We start from the raw sequence: 24,486 nt of genomic DNA, 5'->3' as shown, positions 1-24,486 counted from the left end.
GTCATTCCGGGTGACGTTTTACTACCCTTATTTCATCATGTTTCCCTCTCGCCGCTACTCATCTGCCGTTACGCTGCTAGCCACCAGCGCTCTGCTTCTGCCGAGCACTGCCCCCGCAGCCATGGCGCAGAGCACCTCGCTTACCGACGACGCCCCGATTGTCGGCCCCGCACCTGACATCCGTGACACGGAGGGCTGCCCCTACAAGACCCTCCCACCAGCACCAGTGGACTCCTCGGAGGTTCCGGCTCCCGGCGAAACATCTCCCCCTCCACTTCCGGTTCCCCAAAAACCGGCTGGAGGTAGCAAAATGTCCGCCTGCGGCATTGTCAGCGGTGAGGGGTTTGACGTTCCGAAAGACCTCTCCGCCTCTGCATGGACGGTGTTCGATTTGAAATCCGGCAATGTCCTTGCGGCGAAGGACCCGCACGGCCGCTACCGTCCGGCATCGATTATTAAGGTGTTGCTGGCGATGGAGGCGCTCGAGGATTTGAAGCTCGACACCTCGGTTAAAGCGACATTCGAGGACGCGAACATGGAGGGCTCTCGTGTCGGCATCGTCGAGGACGTGAACTACTCGGTAGAAACGCTCCTGACTGGCCTGTTGCTCAATTCCGGCAACGACACCGGCCACGCGTTGGCCCGCGAACTTGGTGGCATGGATAAGACCACCGAAAAAGTCAACGCCCTGGCAAAGAAATTGGGGGCGACGGATACGCGAGTGGTCAACCCGACTGGTCTCGATGCTCCGGGCCAGATGACGTCCGCATACGACATGTCACTGTTCTTCCAGCACGCATTCAACAATGAGACCTATCGCAAACTCTCGGCCACCCGCCTGGCCACCATCCCCGGAGACAAAGCTCTCGAGGTCGATGACTTCGAAATCGCCAACGACAATCAGCTGATTGCCCAGGACTATCCCGGCGCGCTTGGAGGCAAAACCGGTTTTACCGACGATGCCCGTCACACCTTCGCTGGGGTGGCTGAGCGCGACGGCCGTCGTCTCGGCGTCATCGTTCTCGATGTCACTGTGGAGGATTCACCGCGCCCCTGGGAGCAGGCGGCATCGCTTCTCGACGCCGGCTTCGCGGCCCCGCAGGACAGCTCTGTCGGTGTCCTCGAAGCGGAAGCGACTGAGGATACGTTGGTAGAAAAATTGCCCGATATCCTGGACGACGAGTCAACAGGAACCGGGCTGAAAATTACTGTCAGCGCTGCCATCGTAGGTGTCATCGCATTGATTGCGATGGTCACCTACCGCTTCGGCAGACGCAATCGCGGTTAGTTATTTCGAACCGAGCAGGCGGTTCAATCCGGACGGGTTGGCCGCTTCCGCACGGACGTTAATGACAGCAGGAGCAGGTGCATCCAGCTCCTCGTCGGCAAGCGCTTCTTCGGTCGTCGCGGTCCAGGCGGTGGCGTACATAGTGATGCGCCAGATGAGGTAGAAAACGACCATCAGACCAATGACCGGACCGAAAACTGCACCGGCCGGGTTCGACAGGGCGTTGGAGAAGAAAACGCTACCGAGCTGCTTGACAACCTCAAGGCCAATCGCACCGATAATCGCACCCTTTGCCGCAGAGCGGAACGGGGCGCCCCCGCGCGGCAGGAAAGCGAGCATCCAGAAGAACAGCAGCCAGTTGGCAACGAGACCAATGGCGATGGCAATCAATCCCGCGATGATTGTGATTCCCGGGACATCGGCCAGACCAATCTTGTCCAGCAGGGACTGTGTCAGTCCGGAAGAGCCGGCCGCGGTGACAGCGAAGGTCAGCAGGATCATAACCAGCATGCCCAGCAGACGCAGCAGGTCGCGAACCTTTCCCATCACGAAGTTGCTAGCGCCCAGCGGGCGCTTCCACAGCTGTGTCACTGCGTTGGAGAGGTTGCTCATCCAACTAAGACCCGACCACAGGGTGGCAATGAAACCGACAGTGAAAACGCCACCGGCCTGATCGATCGCGCCTTCAATAATTGCGTTGATGGTGTCGCCCATTGACCCATCGATGGAGTCGGTGATAGCGGACTGAATTTGCTCGAGCAGTTGCTCATTACCACGCAACACAAGTGCGAGGATGGCAAATGCCGTCATGATAAGGGGGAAAATCGACAGCACGGAGAAGTACGTGACAGCGGCGGCAAAAAAGTTGCCGCCCTGCTCGGAGTAGCGCTCCTGCATCCGCATAACGTGATCGAACCACGCCCACTTTTCGCGGAGGCGGTCGATTGCGCTCGGCTCATCGGCGTGTACACGCTCGATGCCATAGCGGTCCGTTCTCTTCGGATCTTTTTGAGTAGAGGTTGCCATGTCCTCTACCTTAACGTGCCAGCTTTCGGTACGGAGACTGAAGTGCAGAGTCTACAGCTGAATTAACGGTTGGCGGCCTTCAGGAACCCGACGCGCTCGTACACATCTGCAAGTGTCTTGGCAGCAACTTCACGTGCGCGGTCAGCGCCTTCGGCCAGGATCCGTTCCAACTCACCGCGATCAGCCATGAGTTCCTCATAGCGTGCACGCAGTGGCGTGGTGAATGCTTCCAGCGCATCTGCGGTATCAGCCTTCAGCTGGCCGTAGCCTGCGCCTTCGTAGCCGGCAACGAGCTCGTCGACAGGCTTGTCGGTCAACGCCGACTGAATGACCAGCAGGTTGGAAACGCCCGGCTTGTTCTCACGGTCGAAACGAATTTCGCCATCATTGTCGGTAACGGCCGAGCGAATGCGCTTGGCGGAGACCTTTGGGTCGTCCAAGAGGTTAATAATGCCCTTCGGATTTGCACCCGACTTGCTCATCTTCGAGGTCGGATCCTGCAAGTCATAGATCTTGGCGGAGCCTTCCATGATGTGCGGATCCGGCACAACGAAGGTTTTCTTGTAGCGGGAGTTGAAGCGCTGCGCCAGGTTACGCGTCAGCTCGAGGTGCTGGCGTTGGTCCTCGCCCACCGGCACCAGCTGTGGGCGGTAGAGCAGAATGTCGGCAGCCATCAGCATCGGGTACGCAAACAAACCAGCGGAGGTGTGTTCCGCGCCCTGACGAGAGGACTTGTCCTTAAACTGCGTCATACGGCTGGCTTCACCAAAGCCAGTCAAGCAGGTCAGCACCCATCCGAGCTCCGCGTGCTCGGGCACATGCGACTGCACGAACAGCACCGACTTCTCCGGATCAATACCAAGTGCAATCAGCTGTGCGGCACCTGCGATAGTGCGCTGACGCAGCTCCTTCGGATTCTGCTCGACAGTGATGGCGTGCAGGTCTGGGATGAAGTAGTAAGCGTCGAAGTCATCCTGCAGATTAATCCAGTTCTTCAATGCTCCCAGGTAGTTGCCCAGGTGGTAGGAATCTGCGGTCGGCTGAATGCCGGACAGAACGCGCTGCTTACGAGCACTCGGTGCAGGATTAGTTGCTTCAGGCCCCTTGCTTTCACTCATAGCCAATAAGTCTAGCGCGAGGCCCGCAGTTGAGAGTCGACGACGTACCCGTTTCGACAACACCACGGGCTTTTGCAGGAAACCGACTGCCAAAAGCTAGCCCCGACGCCCCTCGTCCCCCTGCTCCACAAGCATTCGATCGGATAGCAATTTGACGGTGCGCGCCGCAGCGGCTGGCGATTCCTCGGGGTACAGTGCGCGCACCAACGTGATCGCTGGGCGAATGCCGTGTTCAGAGAGAACACGGCGAACACGCTCACGCTCCCCCTGGGTCAACTCGAGCGGGGCTACGGGTGGCCTACGGGTGTAGGACACGACCATCACGGCTCCCAGCAGAACAATGAGTCCGAGGGAAATCCACAGTGGCCACGCGTAGGCAAAAGACAGCACGATAAACGCAACAATGACACCGGAAGTCACGACCACTGGGACATTGACAGCAGTGCCAGGGTCGTTCTGCAGACTCCGTGCGATGGCTTCCAAATCGGCCATCTGGTGCCGCTTGTTATCGCTCTCGCCGTTTTTCACTGGGGATGTCCTCTCCTTTCCTGGTCCGCACCGAGCTCGCTTCAAGTCCCGCGCAGATTCGCGCTTGGGTTTTACAGCGGCTGAAGTCCCATCAGTCCTTCTTCAAATCTTAGGCGCTCGCGTCCCAAGTGCCGAACTAACCCACAGGTATTATTGGACTAATTCAATTCTCTTATCCGTCAGGAGTCCCATGCTCGCTGCCATTGCGGTTGCCGTCTTCATCCTGCTGGTCCCAGGCGCAGTTCTCGGTTGGGCCAGTGGGCTACGTCCCACGCTCGCGTTGGCATCTGCCGGCCCATTAATGCTGGGTGTGACCGGTTTTTCCGCATGGTTGTCTCACGCGCTCGGGCTGGATTACACCTGGCTCTTCGTGGCCGGCATGTGGGCATGGTTCTGTGCTATTGGCTATCTGGTGCGCAGATTCGTCCCCCGAGCAACGCCCGAAGACGGCTTCGATTCCGGCGTTGTCACCGCGATGATTGTCGTCGGAGTTACGGTAGTCGGCTCGATGCGCGCCATGCTCGTGCTTAACGACGTCCCTGGCGGCCCCGGCGCTATCCGCGAAGCCTGGGACATGCTCTGGCATACCAACTTCCTCCGGTTCATTGACGAACATGCAATAGCCTCGCCCACCGCGGCCGGTGACCTGATGAATCAGGAGACCGGGGCCGAAATGTTCTACCCCACCGGCTGGCATGCCATGGCGGGGCTGCTGCCCGGCTCGGTCTTCCTCGATTCCAACGTGTTTGCGTTCTTGGCCCCGGCGCTGCTTCTTCCCGCAGCAACTGCGGTGCTAGCCCGCACCGCAGTTGGTCCTAAGTGGGCGGCCTATGCCGGTCCTGCAGCTGCCGTCGCGACGCTGATGCTTCCGGAGATTTGGGTGGCTCTTTGGCGCACCTCCTCCATGCCGTATCTGCTCGCGGTGGCCGCTTTGCCGATTGCTGCGGCTTTGACCATGCGGGGCTATATTGTCCCCGCTACGCTTGCCCTGGTCGGCACGTTTATCACGCACCCGGCCGGCGCAATTGCTGCCGTGCTCTTTGTTGGCTTGTGGTTGATCACCCAACCGAGCGTCAGTGGCCTAGTTCGCACGCTAATTATCGGAGCGCTCGCTCTGGTGATGACTCTCCCGGCGGCTTTGTCCGCGAGGGGGCAAGGCGAATCCGTTGCGGGCTTTACCGGCCAAATTGAGATTTCCCGCTCCGAATCGCTGTGGCGAACACTCATCGGATTTTCCCGCTATGCTGACGAGCCCATCTTTTCCCGGACTGTTCTGGTTCTTGTGCTCATCGGCCTGGTGGTGGCGCTGGTCTCTCGCCTGCCAGACAGCCCATGGGCGCCGTGGCCGGCGCTGGTTTTCGGGCTGCTCTTTGTGGTGTCCGACAGTGCGCAGTCCCGTTGGTCTGAGCCGTTCGGCACCTATCTGAAGTTTATTGGCACTTTCTTCTACGACATGCCGTACCGCATGCAGGCGGTTATGGGAATTCTGCGCGCAGTGCTGGTCGGCTACGCAGTCGCGGCTGCCGTTGTCGGGATTGTGGCTGCGGCGCAGTGGATCGTCGCGAAGCGAAATCAGCCGGTCAAGTCGTGGAATCCTGCGCTGGCGATGGGGCTCGTAGCGGCACTGGCGATTGTGCCTGCGACCTGGGCGAGTGGGCCTGCTCAGCGCGAGGCAATTCGCCAGAGTTTCGGAAGCACGTTTGTGACCGCTGCGGATATGGAAGCTATTGATTGGCTGTCCGCACAGCCGCATGCGTTTGAGGGGCATATTCTCAATGACCGTCGTGACGGTTCTGCGTGGATGTACGCCATCAACGGGCTGCCGACGCTGTTCCGCCATTTCTCCTTCTCTGACAAAACTGCCGAGGCGAGCAACAAGCTGCCGATCAACGTTGACCTGCTGGGCTCACATCCGGAATTCGATGCCATGGCGAAGAAACTGGGAGTGCACTACATCATTAGTTCCCCGCCGGGTGTGAACACGGATGGCACGGAGGCGCTGTCGATGCGTTCCTGGGCATGGCACGCGCCGGGGCTCACGCCTGTGTATCACGACAGTTCGGTGATGATTTTCGCGGTCAACAAGATGTTTTCACCGGAAGAGTTGCACGCTGTTGTCAACAGTTCCCCACGCCGCCCGGCGCGCCCCAATCCGCTGTGGATGCCTCCGCGCCAGCCAATCGTCCCCTCCCCTGACGAGGCTGTCGATCCGCTCGCCGGCGCGCACATCACCGTCGACTCCCGCCGCGAGGCCATCGAGGCTATCAACGCCGACCTGCCTCGCGCGCTGCGTTTGAGTGGGGATACTTCCGCTCACATCGACAGCATCGTGCAACGCGCCAGCGACAAGCTCCGTCAGCGCGGCGCAATCGTTGGCGCACATTCGCTTGCCGACGACACGGCGAGCGCAGCCACCGTAATCGTCGGTCGCTCATCAGAGGGCCAGACTCTTTCTGGGGATAACATCGGCGATCGTGGCTTTTCGGTATCCGCTGTGGTGAAGTCTCTCGAACCTGAGGACGATGCTCCTGCCGATTGGCAGTTGGCGGCGGGTGTGCGCGACGGAATGGTGTACCGAGGTTTCAATCCGCACAGCAGTTACAGCACAAACGGGGTGCCAACCGAGTTTCGCACCGGCCTGGCGCCGGCAGTGGCGGTGAACCAGAGTTCGCGGCCACATGCGCCGACAATTGCGCTATCGCTGGGAGCGGTGGGCGCTGAAAAACTCACCCGCGATTTGGCCGACCCCGCTATGCAGGACAAATGGGCCGACGCCATCGTTGACGGCATCGCCTCGATGTTGCGGCAGAACCGGCATCTCGTAACTGCTCCCGAGCCTGAGATAATCCCAGAGTTCGCTGACGTCGGAGCACACTAGTCCACTCGGGGTTAGGCGTATGCCGGGTTTAGGCGTACTCCACGATCACCGGCGCGTGGTCCGTCCAGCGAAGGTCGTAGGCGGCAGGCTTATCCACTACCGAGCTGACGGCACGCTTGAGCATTGGTTCGGTTACCGCCTGGTAGTCGATGCGCCAGCCGGCATCGGTATCGAACGCCTTACCGCGGTAGGTCCACCAGGACCAGGGGCCGTCGGCCTCTGGGTGCAGACGGCGAGTGACATCAAACCACACCGGATCTGCATTGAGCTTCGGGGCCTCCCACACAGAACCATCGGAGAAGGCACCGGATTCCAGCTCCTTTTCGCTGGCCTGAACCTGCGAATCCTGGGGAACCTCATCGGGCCAGCAGCCGAAGACCGAGTCCATCCAGGCACGCTCCTGCGGTAGGAAACCGCTCTTGCGGCGGTTGGTCTTCCAGTTCTTCAAATCCTGTTCGCGGTGGCAGATGTTCCAGTCGCCGCCGATGACTGCGTGGTGACCGTCGCGCCCCTTGGCACCCAGTTCCGCCAGGTAGTCGGAGAAGGCATCGAGGAAGCGGTACTTCTCATCCTGCTTCTCGCTCAGGGCAGCACCAGAGGGCAGGTAGAGGCTGGCAATCTGGACATCCACATCCAGGCCGGTGTCCGCTGCCGGGGCAATACCACTGATAAACCGACCGGATTCTTCGAACTCCTCGGAGCCGATGCCCACCTGGACGTCGTTAAGCGGAAAGCGCGAGAGAATGCCCACGCCGGCGCGCCCCTTTGCACCCAGGTTTTCAGCGCCGACCCAATGCCATCCGGCATCAAAAGCGGGCGCGAGGGCCTTGCGTGCCTGGTCGTCGGTGGCGCGGACTTCCTGCAACAAAACGACATCGGAACTGGTGTGCTTCAACCACTCCAGCAATCCCAGGTTGGTTTCGCTGCGCTCCTTGACGGCGGCGCGGATGCCGTTGACATTGATTGTCGCGATTGTAAGGCTCATGCCCTCATACGTTACCTATGCGTGCACTACGCCTTGAAGACCCCTAGCGCAGTTCGATGCGCTCAGCCTTCTTCGCCTGTGAGCGGCGGTAAAGAACAATGGTCGGCAGAGCGATGAAGATAGCCAACATCGCCAACGTCGCGCCGCCCAAAGCCGGTGCGCGGTAGCCATAACCGGACGCAATGACCCAACCACCGAGCGCCGCTCCAAAGGCGTTGGCCATGTTCAATGCGGCCTGGTTGAGAGCTGCCGCCAGCGTCTGTGCGCGACCGGCGACATCCATCAGACGGGTCTGCAGATTTGGCACCAATACCGATCCCAGCAGACCGATAAGGAGGAAGTTGATCGTGCCCAGCACAGCATTCTGTGAGGTGAAGTAGAAGACGCTGAGCATGATTACCATCAGCACCAGCGCAACCATGATGCCCCACTCCCCGATGCGGTCGGAGAGCCAGCCACCGATGTAAGTACCGACAACCATGCCGATGCCGTAGGCCATCAGCACAATCCAGATGTGGTTTTCGCTCATGCCCGCTTCGCGAGTCATAGTCCAGGTGATGTAGGTGTAAACCGCGAACATGCCGCCGAAACCAACGGTGCCGATTGCGACGGTCAGCAGCACCTGCGGTGTCACCAGAGCCGAGAGCTCATCCATCGGACGTGTCTTCGGCATGCGGTTCATATGCGGCACGGCGAACCACAGCGAAACAAATGCAATCAGCCCGATGACCGCGACAAACGCGAAGGCGCTGCGCCAACCGTAGATCTGTCCCAGCACCTGCGCGGCCGGCACACCAATCACAGTCGCCACCGACAACCCCACGCCCGACAGAGCCACCATCTTGCCGCGCTGTCCCGGCTTAGCCAGGGAGGCCGCCACCAGCGCCGCTACCGAGAAATACGCGCCGTGCGGCAGACCGGCAATGAAGCGCGAGACCATGACTGCTTCGAAAGAGCCCAGTGTGCCTGCCCAAACCGTGGCACCATTGCCGATGGTAAATGCCGCCATCAGCAGCAGGAGCATGCGCCTGCGCGGAATCGAGCCGGTCAGCACGGTAATTAGGGGTGCGCCCACGACAACACCGAGTGCGTACATCGAAATCATGCGCCCTGCGGCATCCTCATCACGTCCGAAGGCATCAGCGATGTAAGGCAGCAGGCCCATGGCCACAAACTCGGTAACGCCGATGCCGAATGCACCGACCGACAGAGCCACAATCACCAAGATTCGGCGTAGATCAGAGATGTCGTCCTGCACCGGAACAGGACGGCGATGCGAGCTAAACGCTCCCGCACGACGCGCACGCGGTTTGTGGTCGTCGTTGTGGGTTGTTACTTCGCTTGACGACGTCATTGCGACCGTCTCCTTTTCTCTTCTTACGCCAGTTGGTGGACTCTCAGTTCCCCTCGACTTTCGACCCAAGACGGGCTCGCAAAACCGTGAGGGGAGCCGCAAGGGAAAAATGAGACTCTACTCCGCAACACAAAAATTTCGCTATTTAATCCGCCTGTTCCCCGGGTATTTGTGCGCGGAATAACATCTGCGGCCATTAGTGGAAGTCGCTCACTCAAGTTCTTCCCAAAGCATTTTGTAATCGGCATTGTTTGCCGAGGACTACGAATTCCCTTCGAGCGTGACGGACTTCCTACCATCGAGCGCTCCGGGTCTTCGATGCTGCCGTACTAGCTACCGGGTAAATTGTTTTAAAAGATATTTCGAACTGCAATACCGATAGGATCTTGATTCACTATGGGCGACCGCTACAACCTCTATGAGTCTCTGACGCTGGATAGCGCAGCCAGCACCGAAGAGCTCCATGCAAATCTTTCTAATCAACTCTCCGAACTGCGAGATGCTGGAGTCTCGGAGTACTCCGGCGAGTTCCAGGAGAAGCTCACTGCGCTGCAAGTGCTTGGCGATGAGGGACGTCGTCGCGAATACGACGCTTTGCTGGCCGATGAGAACGCCACCATCACCATTGCGACGCTGCGCGGGCTGGCAAATCGCCCGGTACCCACTGCGCAGGAATCCTCGTTCCAGACGCAAACCCAGCAAGCACAGTGGTCCGCCCCAACTCAAACCAGTCCTGCGACAGTAACCACCACGGTGACCACGGATGTACCACCGCTGCCTGCAAACGCCACACTGCAGAACATGTGGCAGCGCATGCCACTCATCCCCCGAATCACTACCGGCTTGGTCAGTTTTTCAACTCTGATTGGCATCATCGCAGTTCTGTACGCAATCACGCTCGGCATCCAGGGCGCCAACGATCTCGGCAGCCTAGAGTCATCATTGGGGGGCACTTGGGATGACATCGGCTACATCATGGGCGCTGCAGCCGCCCTCGTTCTTGTTCCACTCCTGTTACTGCTGGGAATGATGCTTGTCACCTTGACCGCATACTGGATTCACTCCATCCTCCGCGGTGAAGACTCGACGGCACCAATCTTTTTCTGCGTCACCGTGGCACCACTGGCGTTGGCTATGACCATCATCCCCCTCCTGTTCTTGAGCTCCTGGGTGGATGTAGTCCTCTTCCTCGCAGGTGCCATGCTGATCGCGGCTTGCGTTCTTATGTTCCTCAAGGACATGCGCGCATGGTTCCGCGGCCAGAAACTGGTCAGGACTACCCAGTCGGCGCCGGGGCAGGGCTATGCTCCGCAGTACCCCCAGTCTCAGAACACTCAGGGCTACCAGTTCGGCCAGAACAATCCTCCGAACAATACACAGAACTAACTAGGCTGCCCTGAACAACCGCGCCGGCGTGCACGACACCCCAGCGCGGTTTTTCGTATTTGAAGGGTTTGAGCGCGGGGGCCGTCGTAAAGCGAAAAATGGAATGAAAAGCGGCGAATAAGCGACAAATAATTGCGCATTTCGTGACTTACCTCACATAATTGCGTTATTCATATCACTATCACTGTTTTTGCGCTATGCCCCGACACAACCCAAGATTCAAAACTGGGTTATCGTGGAACAAAACAGATAGGAGACATGAATTATGGCGACAATTATTTGGACCCGTACTGACGAAGCCCCTCTGCTGGCGAGCTACTCGCTGAAGCCAATCGTGGAGGCATTTGCAAGCCAGGCTGGTGTCAATGTTGAAACCCGCGACATCTCCCTCGCAGGCCGCATTCTGGCTCAGTTCCCGGAGCGTCTTTCGGACGAACAGAAGGTAGAGGATGCGCTGGCAGCCCTGGGCAAGCTGGTCAAGGAGCCGGACGCCAACATCATCAAGCTGCCGAATATCTCTGCATCCGTCCCGCAGATTAAGCGCGCTGTCGCAGAGCTGCAGGAAAAGGGCTATGACATTCCGAAGTACAAGTCGCAGCCGGAAGGCGAGGAAGAGACCGCCGACCGCGCCAAGTTCGACAAGGTCAAGGGCTCTGCCGTTAACCCGGTACTGCGTGAGGGCAACTCCGACCGCCGCGCTCCGGAGCCGGTGAAGAACTACGCCCGCAAGCACCCGCACCGCATGGGCGCTTGGTCCGCAGACTCCAAGACCAACGTCGCCACCATGGCCTCCAACGACTTCCGCCACAACGAGAAGTCCGTTGTCATGCCGGCCGACGACAAGCTGACCTACCAGCTCGAGGCTAACGACGGCCAGATCATCACCCTGAAGAAGGACATGCCGGTCCTCAAGGGCGAGATTATTGACGGCACGGGCATGAACGTCCACATCCTGGACAACTTCCTGCGCGCTCAGATCCGTCGCGCACAGCGCGAGAACATCCTGTTCTCCGTCCACTTGAAGGCCACCATGATGAAGGTCTCCGACCCGCTGATCTTCGGCGAGGTTGTCAAGGCCTTCCTGCCATCTGTTTTCCCGAAGTTCGAGTCCAAGCTGGCTGCCGCCAACCTGACTCCGGACAACGGCCTGGGCGCCATGCTCGATGGTCTACACAAGCTTGACGACGCTACTGCGGCGGCCGTCAAGTCCGCTATCGAGAAGGACCTGAAGGAAGGTCCGGCCCTTTACATGGTCAACTCCGATAAGGGCATCACCAACCTCCACGTTCCGTCTGACGTCATCGTTGACGCTTCCATGCCGGCCCTGATCCGCAACGGCGGCAAGGGCTGGGGTCCGGATGGTGAGGAGCGCGACACCCTCGCAGTCATCCCGGACTCTTCCTACGCAGGCGTCTACCAGGCTGTTATCGAGGACTGCCGCGCCAATGGCGCTTTCGACCCGGCCACCATGGGCTCTGTCCCGAACGTCGGCCTGATGGCTCAGAAGGCTGAGGAGTACGGCTCCCACGACAAGACTTTCCAGATTCCGGTTGACGGTGTCCTGCAGGTCATCAACTCCGCTGGCGAGGTTCTGATTGAGCACCACGTCGCCGAGGGTGACATCTGGCGCTCCTGCCAGACCAAGGACGCCCCAATCCGCGACTGGGTGAAGCTGGCCGTTAACCGCGCTCGTATCACTGGCGACCCTGCAGTGTTCTGGCTGGACCCGCAGCGTGCGCACGACAACAACCTGATCAGCAAGGTCAACGAGTACCTGGCAGACCACGACACCGAGGGTCTGGATATCCGCATCATGGATCCGGTGTCCGCTACCAAGTTCTCCCTCGAGCGCATCCGCCGCGGCGAGAACACCATTTCCGTAACCGGTAACGTTCTGCGTGACTACCTCACCGACCTGTTCCCGATCATGGAGCTGGGCACCTCCGCCAAGATGCTGTCGGTCGTGCCGCTGATGGCCGGGGGCGGCCTGTTCGAGACCGGCGCAGGCGGTTCCGCACCGAAGCACGTCCAGCAGGTTCAGGAAGAAAACCACCTGCGCTGGGACTCCCTGGGTGAGTTCCTTGCACTGGCCGAGTCCCTGCGCTACGCCGCTGAGCATGACGACGACCCACGTCCACGCGTCCTGGCTGAGGCCCTGGATAAGGCAACCGCTACCCTGCTCGACGAGGGCAAGTCACCGTCCCGCAAGGCTGGCGAAATCGACAACCGCGGCTCCCACTTCTACCTGGCTCTCTACTGGGCACAGGAGCTGGCCAAGCAGGACGAGAACTCCGAGCTGAAGGAAGCTTTCGCCCCGGTTGCTAAGGCTCTCACGGAGAAGGAAGAGTCCATCACCAAGACCCTGATTGATGCTCAGGGCTCCCCGGCTGACCTGGGTGGCTACTTCCTGCCGGACGATGAGAAGACCTCCGCAGTTATGCGTCCGTCCGCTGAGTTCAACGAGATCATCGACGGTCTGAAGAAGTAGGACTAGCTGCTTGCTCCTGACTGGCCTGGTTAGCCCAGGCTGGCCTAGGCCGACCTAGGCTGACCGCCGGTTTCGGGCGATAGCCCCTCGCTCATGTTGCATTTGATGCACATGGTGCGAGGGGCTTTTTCTATACCCTGACTTCCTTAACGGGCTTGACAGTATCCAGTGCTTTTCGGCGCTTTACGGTACCCTTCGCCCATACTCAGTCCCCTGTTTGGCTCGCCCCGACACTCGGCACCGCAGTGCCCGATGCCCCGGCACCGCAGTGCCTCACCCCATGAGTTACTGACTACCTTTATGACACTTTTGTCCAAAAAATTGCCTTCAAACTGTCATAAAGGTAGGCACTAACTCCTTCGGCAAACCGCCACCCGTCGAACACCACTCGCCACGCACCACCCACCACCCACCACGCGCCACCCACGCCCCCATATACAGCAGCCTCCACCCCCCACAACCGACCACGCCCCAGAACTAATCAAACCAATCCGTACTAAGCGGGCTATAGCACTCTCGACACAGATACACACACCCTCTTACCTTGGGTTTTTCCAAAACTTTGCAATAGACAGCTTGGTTCACTATTGTTTGTAAGCAACGTTTTGAACGACCTCAAAAAACCGCAAGGAAGTATCTGAAATGACCACCAAGTACGACAACAGCAACGCCGCCAACTGGGGCCTGTCCACTCGCGCTATTCACGCCGGCTTCGCTCCGGACGCACAGACCTCCGCGCGCAACCTGCCGATTTACAACACCTCCTCCTACGTCTTCGATTCCGCTGAGCACGCTGCCAACCGCTTCAACCTCTCGGATGCAGGCCCGATTTACTCCCGACTGACCAACCCGACTGTGGATGCCGTCGAGCAGCGCATCGCCAGCCTCGAAGGCGGCGTCGCTGCCGTACTGTTCTCCTCCGGCCAGGCAGCTGAGACCGCTGCTGTCCTCACCCTGGCTCGTGCAGGCGACCACTTCGTCGTTTCGCCACGCCTCTACGGCGGTACTGAGACCCTGTTCAAGGTCACCCTGCCGCGCCTTGGCATCGACTGCACTTTCGTCGAGAACCCGGATGACCCGGAGTCCTGGCAGGCAGCAGTTCAGGACAACACCGTCGGTTTCTACGGTGAGTCCATCGCCAACCCTCAGATCGACGTCCTCGATATCCCGGCCATCGCCGAGGTTGCACACCGCAACAACGTTCCGCTGATTGTCGACAACACGGTTCCGACCCCGGCCCTGCTGCGCCCGCTCGAGCACGGTGCTGACGTCGTGGTTTCCTCCACCACCAAGTTCCTGACTGGTAACGGCTCCTCCCTTGGCGGTGTCATCGTCGACGGCGGCAAGTTCGACTGGACTCAGACCCGCAACGGCCGTTCCATCTTCCCGAACTTCACCGAGGCCGACGAGGCTTACCACGGCCTGAAGTTCGCCGACCTGGGCGCCCCGGCCTTCGCACTGCGTGCTCGCGCTGGCATTCTCCGCGACACCGGCGCTGCCCCGGCTCCGTTCAACGCTTGGGTTCTGGCTCAGGGCCTCGACACCCTGGCTCTGCGCATCGAGCGCCACAATGAGAACGCCAAGGCTGTCGCTGAGTTCCTCGAGAACCACCCGCTGGTCGCCAAGGTCAACTACGCTGGACTGCCGAGCTCCCCGTGGTACGAGACCCTGAACAAGCTGGACCTTTCCGGCGCCAGCGGCGTGCTCTCCTTCGACCTGAAGGATGCCGACACCGCCAAGGCGTGGAAGTTCATTGACGCTCTGAAGCTGCACTCCAACGTCGCCAACATCGGTGATGTCCGCTCGCTGGTTGTCCACCCGGCCACCACCACTCACTCCCAGTCCGATGAGGAGGGTCTGATCCGCGCCGGCATTTCCCAGGCCACCGTTCGCCTCTCTGTCGGTATCGAGAACATCGATGACATCATCGCCGATCTCGAGGGCGGCTTCGCAGCACTCGCGTAGACCGTTTGTACACAGACACAGAACGGACTAAGTAGTCTATAAGGCATGAGCTTTTCCCCATCTACCCCGGCCGCCCTCGCACCCGAGGGCGAACCGGGGCGTGTCTTTATCGGCGATGTCACAACCGAGGCTGGCGCGGTCATCCCCGACGTCACTGTCGAGTTCGAACGCTGGGGCCGGCTTAACGACGACTGCTCGAATGTCATCCTCCTCGAGCACGCTCTAACCGGCGACGCCCACGCTTCCGGCCCCTCGGATGAGTACCACCCGACTGCGGGTTGGTGGAACGGGATGATTGGCTCTGCCCGCGCCCTGGATACCGACGAGTACTGCATTATCTGCACCAACGTCATCGGTGGCTGTCGCGGTACAACCGGCCCTTCCAGTCCACATCCGGACGACGGCAAGCCCTGGGGCTCTCGCTTCCCCGCAATCTCCGTGCGCGACACGGTGACGGTGGAGCACCTGGCGCTGCAAGAACTGGGAATTTCCCGCCTCCAAGCTGTCATTGGCGGCTCCTTGGGTGGGGCCCGAGCGCTTGAGTGGTCACTGATGCACCCGGATTTCGTCGGCAAGGCATTGGTGATGTGTGTCGGCGCACGTGCGTCTGCTTGGCAGATTGGTATTCAGTCTGCGCAGATTCAATTCATTGAGTCCGATCCCGATTGGCATGGCGGCGACTACTACGACCGCGGTGTGACTCCGGCCCGAGGTCTGGGTTTTGCACGCAGGGTCGCGCATTTGACGTACCGTGGCGAGCTGGAGATGGATGACCGCTTTGGCGCGGCAGCGCAGCCCGGTGAGGATCCGCTGGGCGCGATGCGCACGGAAGATCGCTTCCAGGTAGAAAGCTACTTGGATCATCAGGCGAAGAAGCTGGCTCAGCGTTTCGATGCCGGCTCGTATGTCGTGCTCACCGATACCTTGAATCGGCACAATATTGGCCGTGGTCGCGGTGGCCTCAACGAGGCGCTGCACTCGTCAACCGTGCCGACCATGGTTGCCGGTGTGGACACGGACATTCTCTACCCTTTCCACCAGCAGGAGCACCTCGCCCGCAATCTGGGCAACTGCTTGGGGCTGGAAAAGATTGAATCCGCCGTGGGTCACGACGGATTCTTGACGGAGTTCGAGCGAGTGGATTCGATTGTGCGTAGTTTCCTCGCTCGCGATGTCAGTTAATGTCAGCTAGCTTCCCAGCGCATCCACGCTGACTGCGAGGAATACGATTCCCATCCCGATTATGGAGCAAAACCATAAGTCAAAGGCCCGGGATCGTACGGAGAACACACCTAAAATGCTGTCCGGCAGGTACTGCCTAGCCACGCCGAGCAGCATCATTGTGCTTCCCAGCATGAATGTGGCGCGTCGCCACCGCTCCAGCCCCAGGAACACAACGAAGGCGGACATGCCGAAAAAGAGCGCGCCGTAAATCGTATACTGCACCCACATTGGCCACGATGCCCCCGGCGGCGGGGTCTTCGGACTATGCGGGTTCAGCATTGGATCCGGCAGATCTTCCCGCCGGGCACGCTGCGCAATTTCCCTTTTCGACATGACTTCTTCCTCCTGGCTGACTAGGCCAGGCCAGCGAGCTTTTCAGCGCGCTCGACGACATTGCGTACGAGGAAAGCGCGAGTCAGTGGGCCGACACCACCTGGGTTCGGGGATACGTAACCGGCAATGTCCCAGACGTCATCAGCAACGTCACCGGCCAGCTTGCCGTCGACACGCGAAACTCCCACGTCGAGTACAGCAGCGCCAGGCTTGACCATGTCTGCAGTAATCATATGGGCGACACCAGCGGCTGCGATGATGACATCAGCCTGACGGGTTTCAGCGGCCAAGTCCTTGGTGCCGGTGTGACACAGCGTCACGGTGGAGTTCTCGCTGCGGCGAGTGAGCATCAGTCCGATCGGGCGACCGACGGTGACACCGCGGCCGATAACAACAACCTTGGCTCCATTGAGCTCGACGCCGAAGCGTCGCAGCAGGTGGATACAGCCGTTTGGGGTACACGGCAGCGGTGCTGGCTCGTTGAGGACCAGCTTGCCCAGGTTTACCGGGTGGAGGCCATCGGCGTCCTTCTCCGGATCGATGAGGCCCAGAATACGGTTTTCATCCAGGTGCTTCGGCAGTGGCAACTGAACAATGTAGCCTGTGCACTCCGGACTTTCGTTCAGCTCGGTGATTACTGCCTCGAGTTCTTCCTGCGTGGTGTCAGCTGGGAGATCACGGCGGATAGAGGCGATACCAATCTGCTCACAGTCGCGATGCTTCATCTTGACGTAAGAGTGGCTGCCTGGATCATCACCAACCAACACGGTGGCCAGCCCCGGGGTGTAGCCGGCTTCCTTCAAACGCTCAACGCGCTTTTCCAGGTTTTCGAAGATTTCGTCTCGGTAGAGTTTGCCATCAAGCTTTGTCGCTGCCATGGCATTTATCTTAGGCACAGGAGCTAATAATGCCCAGAAACGCCCTGTAACCGCCCTCGCCTTTGACCCTATTTACCGCCCATAAAGCCCTGCTGACGCCAGACTTCATAAGCAGCCACTGCAGCGGCGTTGGAAAGATTCATGCTGCGACGAGCGGGCAACATGGGAATTCGGATTAATTGCGTAATTCGCGAATCATCGAGCACTGACTGTTCCAACCCGGTTGGCTCCGGGCCAAAGAGCAGTACATCGGTGTTCGTGTACTCAATGTCTGTGTGCCAAGTGTCAGCGTGTGCGGTAAAGGCAAAGATGCGGCACCCTTGGCTGGCAAAGGTCTCCAACGCTTGATCGATGGAATCGTGAATACGCACATCGGCCAGGTCATGGTAATCCAGCCCGGCGCGACGCAGATTCTTGTCATCGAAGTTGAACCCCAGTGGCTTGGCCAGATGCAACATAGCTCCAGAGCCCGCACACATGCGGATAGCGTTTCCGGTGTTCGGCGGGATGACAGGCCGGTCAAAAAGCACGTGGCAGGTGTGGCTCGTAATCCAGTCTGTGGAGTTCGTTGGCTCGGCGTTCGTTGGCTCGGTCGTGGCGCTATTCATTTCTTCCGTCAGTTCTTTTCCGCTGCTTCTTTTACTGCTCGTTGTTGGTTTCTGCTGCCGCTGTCGTGGCAGGCGCCGCATCGCACACACCGTGCTCGGTGAAAAACGCGATGATGGTCTCACCGATTAGCGCTCGGCTCCTCGGCTTCGAGAACTTATGGCCCTCTCCCTCGACCACTAGAAAATCGGTGGGCACGCCGTATGCGTCCATGGCGTTGCGCATCTGACCGGACTCTCGCGGAGGCACGTTGGTATCCCACTCGCCGTGGATAAAGAGAGTTGGAACCTTCATTTCCTCCGCACGGTGCAGCGGCGAGATATCGCGCAGAAGCTCAGCATCCTGGTACGGGTAGCCGTATCGGGGGAACGCGGCCTGCGCCAACCAGGGCTCGGTGGATTGGTAGTAGGTTTCAAAACTTGTCATTCCGCAGGCATCGACGATGGCCGCAAACTGATCCGGATACCATGCCGAGGCCAACAACGACATGAAGCCACCGTAGGATCGCCCGCCCAGAGCAATGCGTTCTGGGTCCGCCAACCCGGCATCAACGAGGAAGGCACGCGCCGCTGCGATATCCGCAATAGCGGCAAAGCGTCCATAGCGGTCACCTGCGTGCTCGAATGACCTACCGGACCCCGAGGAACCGCGCACGTTAGGAGTGAACACCACGAAGCCCGCCTCCACAATGCTGGCTAGAACATCGTGGTGGATGGGTTTCGCCTGCAGCTCTGGTCCGCCGTGGATGTGGATAAAAGCCGGCGGTAGTGCGTTTCCGGAAACGTCATTAGAACTATTGCGCACCGACTCCGGAAGGTAGAGCCAACCAGACAGTTCCAACCCATCGCGGGAGACAAAGTAGACCAGCTCTGGGGCCGGCATAGTCTCCAGATTCTTCTCTTCCAGAGCCAAAATCCGTTCGGTGCGATCCATGTCCAATGGCTCAATGACACCACCGATATTGCGCAGAATCTCCACCGTTGGCGCAAGGCCTGGCCCTTCTACTGTCAGGGAGATCAGCTCACCGTCACCGGAGATTGACAGCTCACGCGCAACCATGCCCGGCAATTCCACATTGCGGCGCACCATCACCCGCATGTCGTCAGTCTGCGGGTGAAGGCCAAGGGTAAGCACCTCAAGCGTGCTGACCCCACCGCTGTTCCACAGCACAGCCGCAGTGGAGGAATCCTCACTGATGACAAATTCTTCGACGTCTTGATCCGGATTGCCAATGAACTCCTCGACATCAACTTCGATGCCGATCTTCATATCCAAAATCTCCGCTGCGGTCGATTCCGCTGTGCGCGGCTCAGTAGTGCTGATACCGCTATCGGGAGTAATACCCAGGCGCAGGATGCGACGCTGTTCCGCGCCATGATCTGAGAGTACGAATGCGGTCAGCTTCTCCTGCCCCGGATGCGCCAATAAGACACCGGCATCTGTGGTGGAGCCGGGATCGGACGGCAACAGCGGCTGCCACTGCTGCCCCGGCCCGACCAGCAGTAGCTCACGGTGGCCTCGCGGCCCCACCCGCACGAGGCCAAACCCGCCTTCAGCCGCTACCAGCTGGCTGTCAGTGCGTTTATCAATGACCTCATACTTTGAGTTCGTCGGGTTGACCAAACGCGCATAGTTAATGCCCTGGGCATCGACCGCGTTCATCGCTAGGAGATCGTTATCCCATTCCACCAGTGTGGCGCGCATATCCGCATCCATACGCAGGGGGCGGGCACCGTCGACCTCCGGATCGGTGGATACCAGCCAGGTCTGCAGTCGCTCCGTACCGTACGGAGAGACCTCGCAGGCGATCCACTTTCCATCCGGGGAGTGCAGCACCCTGGTAACCGGGCCTTCCACCGGCAGTTTCACGGGGCGCTCCGCCCCTAGCCCCTCCGGAGTAATCTCCTGCTGTACCGCACGCGGGTAGCCGCTATCGCGGACAATAAAGGCGATTGCACTCCCATCCGGTGCTAACGAGGATTCATAGGTCTGGCGCATGACAATCCATTCTAGTAGTCAGCGAAAATCTCTACTTCGACCTGCCACCACTGGCTGCCCCAGAGCCTCGGACATATCCACCAGACGATCGGCCACGATTGTCACCGCACCAGAGGCTGTCTGCGCGATACCGCGCACCACCATCGCCCGCGAATTCACCGCTACCGGCCGAAATCGATTCCACAGCCCCGGTGTACACAGCACATTCACCAGCCCAGTTTCGTCCTCCATTCCCAAAAATGTCACTCCGCCAGCTGTCCCTGGACGTTGCCTATGTGTCACGACTCCCGCCACTTCTACTCGTGTTCCGTCGGGCACTGCTTTCAGTTCTGCCGCAGGCACCACTCCACGTTCCTGCAGGTCTGCCCGCAACGCGGCCACCGGGTACTGCCCCGGGGTCACTCCCGTTGCCATCAAATCGGCAGCTGCCAGCTCAAACTCCGTCATGCCGGGCAACGCCGGTGCGTCGGCAAGCGTGAGCCCCGGCAGCATGCCCTCACTTTCCGTCGCCGCCACGCCCGCCGCCCACAGTGCTTGACGACGGTCAATCCCCAGCGACCCAAGTGCTCCTGCGCGCGCCAGTGCTTCCATGTGCCCAACACCCAGCCGAGCTCTGCGGGCGACATCTGCTGCGTTGACAAATGGCCGCGCTGCGACGATACGTTCCGCCACGTCATTGCCCACACCGGCAATGGCACCGATCCCCAAACGAATACGACCATCGATGACGCTGGCTTCCACGCCTGAAACTGCGATATCCGGACCATCGCAGCCGATACCGTGCCGGCGGGCATCGGCAATCAACGACTGCGGAGAGTAAAACCCCATGGGCTGAGCACGGAGCAATGCGACACAGAACTCCGCCGGATAGTGGTACTTAAACCAAGCCGAGAAATACACCAAGGAGGCAAACGACTGCGCGTGTGATTCCGGGAAACCGTAGGCGGCAAAGGCCACTATCTTGTTCCACAGTTGTTCTCCAATATCCGCATCAATGCCACTGGTGCGCTCCAGCCCAGCCAGAAAACGGGCATGAAGCGCTTCCATTTTGGCCACTGAGCGCTTCGACCCCATAGCGCGACGCAGCGAGTCCGCTTCCGCCCCACTGAAACCCGCCGCATCGACGGCCATTTGCATCAGCTGCTCTTGAAATAGCGGAATGCCCAGTGTCTTCCCGAGGGACTTCTCCAACACCGGATGCTCATAGGTCACCGGTTCGAGTCCATTTCGGCGGCGAATGTAGGGGTGCACGCTACCGCCTTGAATGGGGCCTGGGCGAATGAGTGCCACCTCCACCACCAGATCAAAGAACTCCCTCGGCTTCAGTCGGGGCAAGGTGGCCAGCTGCGCGCGCGATTCCACCTGAAACACGCCCACCGCGTCCGCGCGTGCCAACATCTCGTAAACCTCCGGTTCAGCGACATCAATCTCCCACAGGTTCACTCGGCGCCCATGCTGTTCATAGACCAAGTCAATGCAATGGTGGATGGCCTCCAGCATTCCGAGGCCAAGCAGGTCGAACTTCACCAGTCCCGCTGCCGCACAGTCATCCTTATCCCACTGCACTACCGAGCGACCTTCCATGCGTGCCCATTCCACTGGCACGACATCCGCAATCGGCCGATCACAAATCACCATTCCGCCAGAGTGAATACCTAGATGCCGAGGCTGCCCACGAAGCTGCTCCGCCAGTTGCTGCACCGGCTCCGGCGGGCACGCCTCCCGGTCTCTGACCCACGCATCGATAACGCCCGGCGAGTACCCCAACACCCGCGCCGCATCGCGCAATGCACCGCGCCGCCGGTAGGTAATGACATTGGCCACCTGCGCGGCATTGTCACGACCATACTTTTCATAGACGTATTGGATGACCTCTTCCCTACGACCAGACTCAATGTCTACATCGATATCCGGTGGCCCATCCCGTTCTGGCGACAAAAACCTCTCGAACAACAGCCCGGCACTAATGGGGTCAACATTGGTGATCCCCAGCGCAAAACACACCACCGAGTTAGCGGCCGAACCGCGCCCCTGCGCCAGAATTCCCGCCCGGCGACAGAACTCACAGAGGTCATGCACGATGAGGAAGTAGCCTGGAAAACCCAGCTCTCGAATCACAGTCAGCTCATTCTCTAACTGCGCCCACGCCCGCGCTTGCACGGAGCTATCCCCAGCTCCATCGGCCGGACCATACCGCCGCCGCGCCCCCGCACGAGCAATTTCCCGTAGCCACGAATCCTCATCGTGACCAGCAGGAACCTCCCAGCGAGGCAACTCAGGCGCAATGAGATCAAGCGTAAAAGCACACTCACCTGCAATGTCCTGTGTTGCCTGCAGCACCTGCGCCCCCAGATACCGTGTTGCCGCCGATAGCTCCTCCCACGAACGCAACCAAGCTCCGCCTGCGGGCTCCAGCCGTGACTCGAACCCGTCTAAGTCCTCCCGCACAGCAAGGGCCTGCTTCGCCCCGGCCAACCGGCTTGCCGCAGGCGAGGCCGCCGTCGCAGCAGAGGAAACCACCTCCCGCAGGCCATACTTCACAGCTGCGGCCGAAATAGCCTCCTCATCATCGGCCGCCTCTGCTGTGGAGCTCAGGCGGTGCTCGAGCGCCACGTTCTCCGCACCGAAGGCCGCAATGAGCTCTTCCAAGTCGCCGACCCAGCTGACGTCGGCAAGCACCTGCCAGAAACCACCTGCGGCCTCCCCTAACTCTGGCAGCGAGGGATAGCGGACGACGGACTTCTCCCCTGCCGACATATGCGCATCACACAGCGTGTGGCTCAGGCGCCGATAGCCCTCGGGCCCCCGCCCCAGCACTGTGAGGGGCCGCTGCGGAAGCCCCAGCTCCGCGCCGATGATTGTGGCGATACCAGCCTCCGCTGCAGCCTCGGCAAAACGAGCGATTCCATAGAAACCATCGCGATCTGCGAGCCCCAACACGTTTAACCCCAAACGCGCAGCCTCGGACACCAATTCTTCCGGATCCGATGCGCCATGCAGGAATGAATAGCTCGAACGACAGTGCAATTCCGCCTTAATATCCGCAGGCGAAAATGACACGCCACCTCCGCCACTAACACCGCTTTCCGGAGCTTCAAAAGCCCCAACGATGGAATCTGACAGCTGCCCCCGCCAGCCATTGAAGCTGCCATTAGGCTGTAGTTTTCCTGAAAATTTACCCGATAGAATACGCTCAATCCGCGACCAGCTCAGTGGCCGACCGGACTGCTCCGACTGTCCGCCCGAGATGTTTTCCATGCCACGAACATTAACCCACCCTCCGGACTGTATTCAAACGCATTTTCGATTATTATGTGTATTAAGCGCTACCCCCGGGACGCATCCGTAAGTCACACCTCAGCCACGCTCGACTGCTTAGGCTGAAGTTGAATTTTCAGCACTACCTGGGCAAGTGCTAGCCTTAACCCCAGAATTAAAGACAGCTTGGTCTAGTTCTGCCTTAAAACTTCAGCTAACAAATCCCATTAAATAAGGAGACCCCTCGATGAACCTCAAGCGTTTTTCCGCCGGTGTACTTACTGTCGCGTTCGCCGCAACCGGCCTTACTGCCTGTGGCAGCTCGGATGACGCCATTCGCATCGGTACCACGGATGCCGGCAAGAAGGCCTGGACCGTTTTCGAGCAGAAGGCTTCTGAACAGGGCATCGATCTGGATGTTCAGCCCTTCTCCGACTACCAGACCCCGAACCGTGCACTCGATGAGGGCCAGCTCGACGTCAATCTCTTCCAGCACATCAAGTTCTTGGCTGAGTACAACGTCGGCGCTAAGTCGGACCTGACTCCGATTGGCTCGAGCGAGATTGTCCCGCTGGCTCTGTTCTGGAAGGACCACAAGTCAGTTGATGAGCTAAAGAAGGGCACCGAGGTCGTTATCCCGAACGACCCTTCCAACCAGGGGCGCGCTATTAACGTGCTGGCTCAGGCTGGCCTGCTAAAGCTGAAGCAGGATGACCTGCTGACTCCGTCCCCGGCCGACATCGATAAGGAAGCTTCCACAGTCACGGTCCTGCCAGTGGATGCTGCTCAGACCCCGGCCGCTTACGGCGAGGGTAAGCCTGCCATTATTAATAACTCCTTCCTGGACCGCGCCGGTATCGACCCGAACACCGCCATCTTCCAGGATGACCCGAACTCCACGGAGGCAGAGCCGTACATCAACGTCTTTGTCACCAAGGCTGAAAATGCTGACAACCCGAAGTACGCGGAGCTCTCCAAGATCTGGCACTCCAAGGAGGTCCAGGACGCAGTCGCAGAGGACTCCAAGGGCACCTCGGTTCCGGTTGACCGTTCGGCTAAGGAGCTGCAGGACATTTTGGACCGCGTCGAAGAGCAGCAGCGCGAGCAGAACTAACGCCACTGCCACTTAAGTACCGCCCAACACCAGGGAACACAGACCAAGGGGCACTGATT

General features: G+C 59.6%; 17 protein-coding genes. 7 read left to right on the top strand and 10 right to left on the bottom strand.

Going from position 1 to position 24,486, the window contains the following annotated elements:
- Positions 1–37: 37 nt before the first annotated feature.
- The gene (locus HMPREF3053_RS09205; RefSeq protein WP_070767661.1) at positions 38–1,288 is read left to right on the top strand and encodes a D-alanyl-D-alanine carboxypeptidase family protein; all 1,251 of its coding nucleotides are present in this window, start codon (positions 38–40) and stop codon (positions 1,286–1,288) included.
- Here HMPREF3053_RS09205 and HMPREF3053_RS09200 read toward each other — a convergent pair whose 3' ends face one another.
- The 3 genes from HMPREF3053_RS09200 to HMPREF3053_RS09190 form a co-directional block, all read right to left on the bottom strand.
- On the bottom strand, positions 1,289–2,314 hold the full coding sequence (locus HMPREF3053_RS09200; RefSeq protein ID WP_070767606.1) for a YhjD/YihY/BrkB family envelope integrity protein: 1,026 nt from the start codon (positions 2,312–2,314) through the stop codon (positions 1,289–1,291). It abuts the gene before it with no gap.
- A gap of 62 nt (positions 2,315–2,376) precedes the next feature.
- Complete coding sequence (gene trpS, locus HMPREF3053_RS09195) at positions 2,377–3,432, bottom strand: tryptophan--tRNA ligase (RefSeq protein ID WP_049171954.1); 1,056 nt, start codon at positions 3,430–3,432, stop codon at positions 2,377–2,379.
- Positions 3,433–3,528: 96 nt separating this feature from the next.
- On the bottom strand, positions 3,529–3,960 hold the full coding sequence (locus HMPREF3053_RS09190; protein ID WP_016422144.1) for a hypothetical protein: 432 nt from the start codon (positions 3,958–3,960) through the stop codon (positions 3,529–3,531).
- Between the two features lie 190 nt (positions 3,961–4,150).
- Between HMPREF3053_RS09190 and HMPREF3053_RS09185 the strand changes: the two genes are divergently transcribed.
- Positions 4,151–6,838, top strand: a complete 2,688-nt coding sequence (locus tag HMPREF3053_RS09185; protein WP_070767605.1) for a DUF6541 family protein — start codon at positions 4,151–4,153, stop codon at positions 6,836–6,838.
- Positions 6,839–6,866: 28 nt separating this feature from the next.
- Here HMPREF3053_RS09185 and HMPREF3053_RS09180 read toward each other — a convergent pair whose 3' ends face one another.
- Together HMPREF3053_RS09180 and HMPREF3053_RS09175 are read right to left on the bottom strand one after the other, a co-directional pair.
- Positions 6,867–7,823, bottom strand: a complete 957-nt coding sequence (locus HMPREF3053_RS09180) for an exodeoxyribonuclease III (protein WP_049171950.1) — start codon at positions 7,821–7,823, stop codon at positions 6,867–6,869.
- Between the two features lie 43 nt (positions 7,824–7,866).
- On the bottom strand, positions 7,867–9,177 hold the full coding sequence (locus HMPREF3053_RS09175; RefSeq protein ID WP_016422141.1) for an MFS transporter: 1,311 nt from the start codon (positions 9,175–9,177) through the stop codon (positions 7,867–7,869).
- Between the two features lie 396 nt (positions 9,178–9,573).
- Here HMPREF3053_RS09175 and HMPREF3053_RS09170 point away from each other — a divergent pair, with 396 nt between their 5' ends.
- The 4 genes from HMPREF3053_RS09170 to HMPREF3053_RS09155 all read left to right on the top strand — a co-directional run bounded on the left by HMPREF3053_RS09170 (position 9,574) and on the right by HMPREF3053_RS09155 (position 16,198).
- Positions 9,574–10,563, top strand: coding sequence for a hypothetical protein (locus HMPREF3053_RS09170; protein ID WP_070767604.1), 990 nt, complete (start codon positions 9,574–9,576; stop codon positions 10,561–10,563).
- Positions 10,564–10,828: 265 nt separating this feature from the next.
- Positions 10,829–13,051 (top strand): NADP-dependent isocitrate dehydrogenase, encoded by a 2,223-nt coding sequence (locus HMPREF3053_RS09165; protein ID WP_070767603.1) that lies wholly within the window; start codon positions 10,829–10,831, stop codon positions 13,049–13,051.
- Positions 13,052–13,693: 642 nt separating this feature from the next.
- Positions 13,694–15,016 carry an O-acetylhomoserine/O-acetylserine sulfhydrylase gene (locus tag HMPREF3053_RS09160; protein WP_049193268.1) on the top strand — a complete coding sequence of 441 codons (1,323 nt, stop codon included), beginning with the start codon at positions 13,694–13,696 and terminating at the stop codon, positions 15,014–15,016.
- Positions 15,017–15,061: 45 nt separating this feature from the next.
- Positions 15,062–16,198: a homoserine O-acetyltransferase MetX gene (locus HMPREF3053_RS09155; protein ID WP_070549724.1), complete on the top strand. Its 1,137-nt coding sequence runs from the start codon at positions 15,062–15,064 to the stop codon at positions 16,196–16,198.
- A gap of 6 nt (positions 16,199–16,204) precedes the next feature.
- Here the strand turns inward: HMPREF3053_RS09155 and HMPREF3053_RS09150 are convergent, their stop codons facing one another.
- The 5 genes from HMPREF3053_RS09150 to HMPREF3053_RS09130 all read right to left on the bottom strand — a co-directional run bounded on the left by HMPREF3053_RS09150 (position 16,205) and on the right by HMPREF3053_RS09130 (position 23,313).
- The gene (locus tag HMPREF3053_RS09150; RefSeq protein ID WP_005510063.1) at positions 16,205–16,573 is read right to left on the bottom strand and encodes a DUF3017 domain-containing protein; all 369 of its coding nucleotides are present in this window, start codon (positions 16,571–16,573) and stop codon (positions 16,205–16,207) included.
- A 20-nt stretch (positions 16,574–16,593) separates the two neighbouring features.
- Positions 16,594–17,451 carry a bifunctional methylenetetrahydrofolate dehydrogenase/methenyltetrahydrofolate cyclohydrolase gene (locus HMPREF3053_RS09145; RefSeq protein WP_070549723.1) on the bottom strand — a complete coding sequence of 286 codons (858 nt, stop codon included), beginning with the start codon at positions 17,449–17,451 and terminating at the stop codon, positions 16,594–16,596.
- A 68-nt stretch (positions 17,452–17,519) separates the two neighbouring features.
- The gene (locus HMPREF3053_RS09140) at positions 17,520–18,059 is read right to left on the bottom strand and encodes a tRNA (cytidine(34)-2'-O)-methyltransferase (RefSeq protein WP_070606709.1); all 540 of its coding nucleotides are present in this window, start codon (positions 18,057–18,059) and stop codon (positions 17,520–17,522) included.
- Between the two features lie 31 nt (positions 18,060–18,090).
- A complete protein-coding gene (locus HMPREF3053_RS09135; protein ID WP_048731546.1) occupies positions 18,091–20,055 on the bottom strand; it encodes an alpha/beta hydrolase family protein in 1,965 nt (654 codons plus the stop codon).
- An 18-nt stretch (positions 20,056–20,073) separates the two neighbouring features.
- Positions 20,074–23,313: an error-prone DNA polymerase gene (locus tag HMPREF3053_RS09130; protein ID WP_070767602.1), complete on the bottom strand. Its 3,240-nt coding sequence runs from the start codon at positions 23,311–23,313 to the stop codon at positions 20,074–20,076.
- Positions 23,314–23,560: 247 nt separating this feature from the next.
- Between HMPREF3053_RS09130 and HMPREF3053_RS09125 the strand changes: the two genes are divergently transcribed.
- On the top strand, positions 23,561–24,427 hold the full coding sequence (locus HMPREF3053_RS09125; protein WP_070767601.1) for a MetQ/NlpA family ABC transporter substrate-binding protein: 867 nt from the start codon (positions 23,561–23,563) through the stop codon (positions 24,425–24,427).
- The last annotated feature ends 59 nt before the right edge of the window (positions 24,428–24,486 follow it).

The organism is Corynebacterium sp. HMSC064E07, from assembly GCF_001815745.1.
GTDB classification, from domain to species: domain Bacteria; phylum Actinomycetota; class Actinomycetes; order Mycobacteriales; family Mycobacteriaceae; genus Corynebacterium; species Corynebacterium jeikeium_D.
This window is presented reverse-complemented; position numbering and strand designations above follow the sequence as displayed.

Bases quoted from the DNA above. Each gene is read 5' to 3' on its own strand.
- trpS (WP_049171954.1), bottom strand. From the start codon at position 3,432: ATGAGTGAAAGCAAGGGGCCTGAAGCAACTAATCCTGCACCGAGTGCT.
- HMPREF3053_RS09155 (WP_070549724.1), top strand. From the start codon at position 15,062: ATGAGCTTTTCCCCATCTACCCCGGCCGCCCTCGCACCCGAGGGCGAA.
- HMPREF3053_RS09140 (WP_070606709.1), bottom strand. From the start codon at position 18,059: ATGAATAGCGCCACGACCGAGCCAACGAACGCCGAGCCAACGAACTCC.
- HMPREF3053_RS09125 (WP_070767601.1), top strand. From the start codon at position 23,561: ATGAACCTCAAGCGTTTTTCCGCCGGTGTACTTACTGTCGCGTTCGCC.
- HMPREF3053_RS09145 (WP_070549723.1), bottom strand. From the start codon at position 17,451: ATGGCAGCGACAAAGCTTGATGGCAAACTCTACCGAGACGAAATCTTC.
- HMPREF3053_RS09135 (WP_048731546.1), bottom strand. From the start codon at position 20,055: ATGCGCCAGACCTATGAATCCTCGTTAGCACCGGATGGGAGTGCAATC.
- HMPREF3053_RS09205 (WP_070767661.1), top strand. From the start codon at position 38: ATGTTTCCCTCTCGCCGCTACTCATCTGCCGTTACGCTGCTAGCCACC.
- HMPREF3053_RS09180 (WP_049171950.1), bottom strand. From the start codon at position 7,823: ATGAGCCTTACAATCGCGACAATCAATGTCAACGGCATCCGCGCCGCC.
- HMPREF3053_RS09150 (WP_005510063.1), bottom strand. From the start codon at position 16,573: ATGTCGAAAAGGGAAATTGCGCAGCGTGCCCGGCGGGAAGATCTGCCG.
- HMPREF3053_RS09200 (WP_070767606.1), bottom strand. From the start codon at position 2,314: ATGGCAACCTCTACTCAAAAAGATCCGAAGAGAACGGACCGCTATGGC.
- HMPREF3053_RS09165 (WP_070767603.1), top strand. From the start codon at position 10,829: ATGGCGACAATTATTTGGACCCGTACTGACGAAGCCCCTCTGCTGGCG.
- HMPREF3053_RS09175 (WP_016422141.1), bottom strand. From the start codon at position 9,177: ATGACGTCGTCAAGCGAAGTAACAACCCACAACGACGACCACAAACCG.
- HMPREF3053_RS09130 (WP_070767602.1), bottom strand. From the start codon at position 23,313: ATGGAAAACATCTCGGGCGGACAGTCGGAGCAGTCCGGTCGGCCACTG.
- HMPREF3053_RS09185 (WP_070767605.1), top strand. From the start codon at position 4,151: ATGCTCGCTGCCATTGCGGTTGCCGTCTTCATCCTGCTGGTCCCAGGC.
- HMPREF3053_RS09160 (WP_049193268.1), top strand. From the start codon at position 13,694: ATGACCACCAAGTACGACAACAGCAACGCCGCCAACTGGGGCCTGTCC.
- HMPREF3053_RS09170 (WP_070767604.1), top strand. From the start codon at position 9,574: ATGGGCGACCGCTACAACCTCTATGAGTCTCTGACGCTGGATAGCGCA.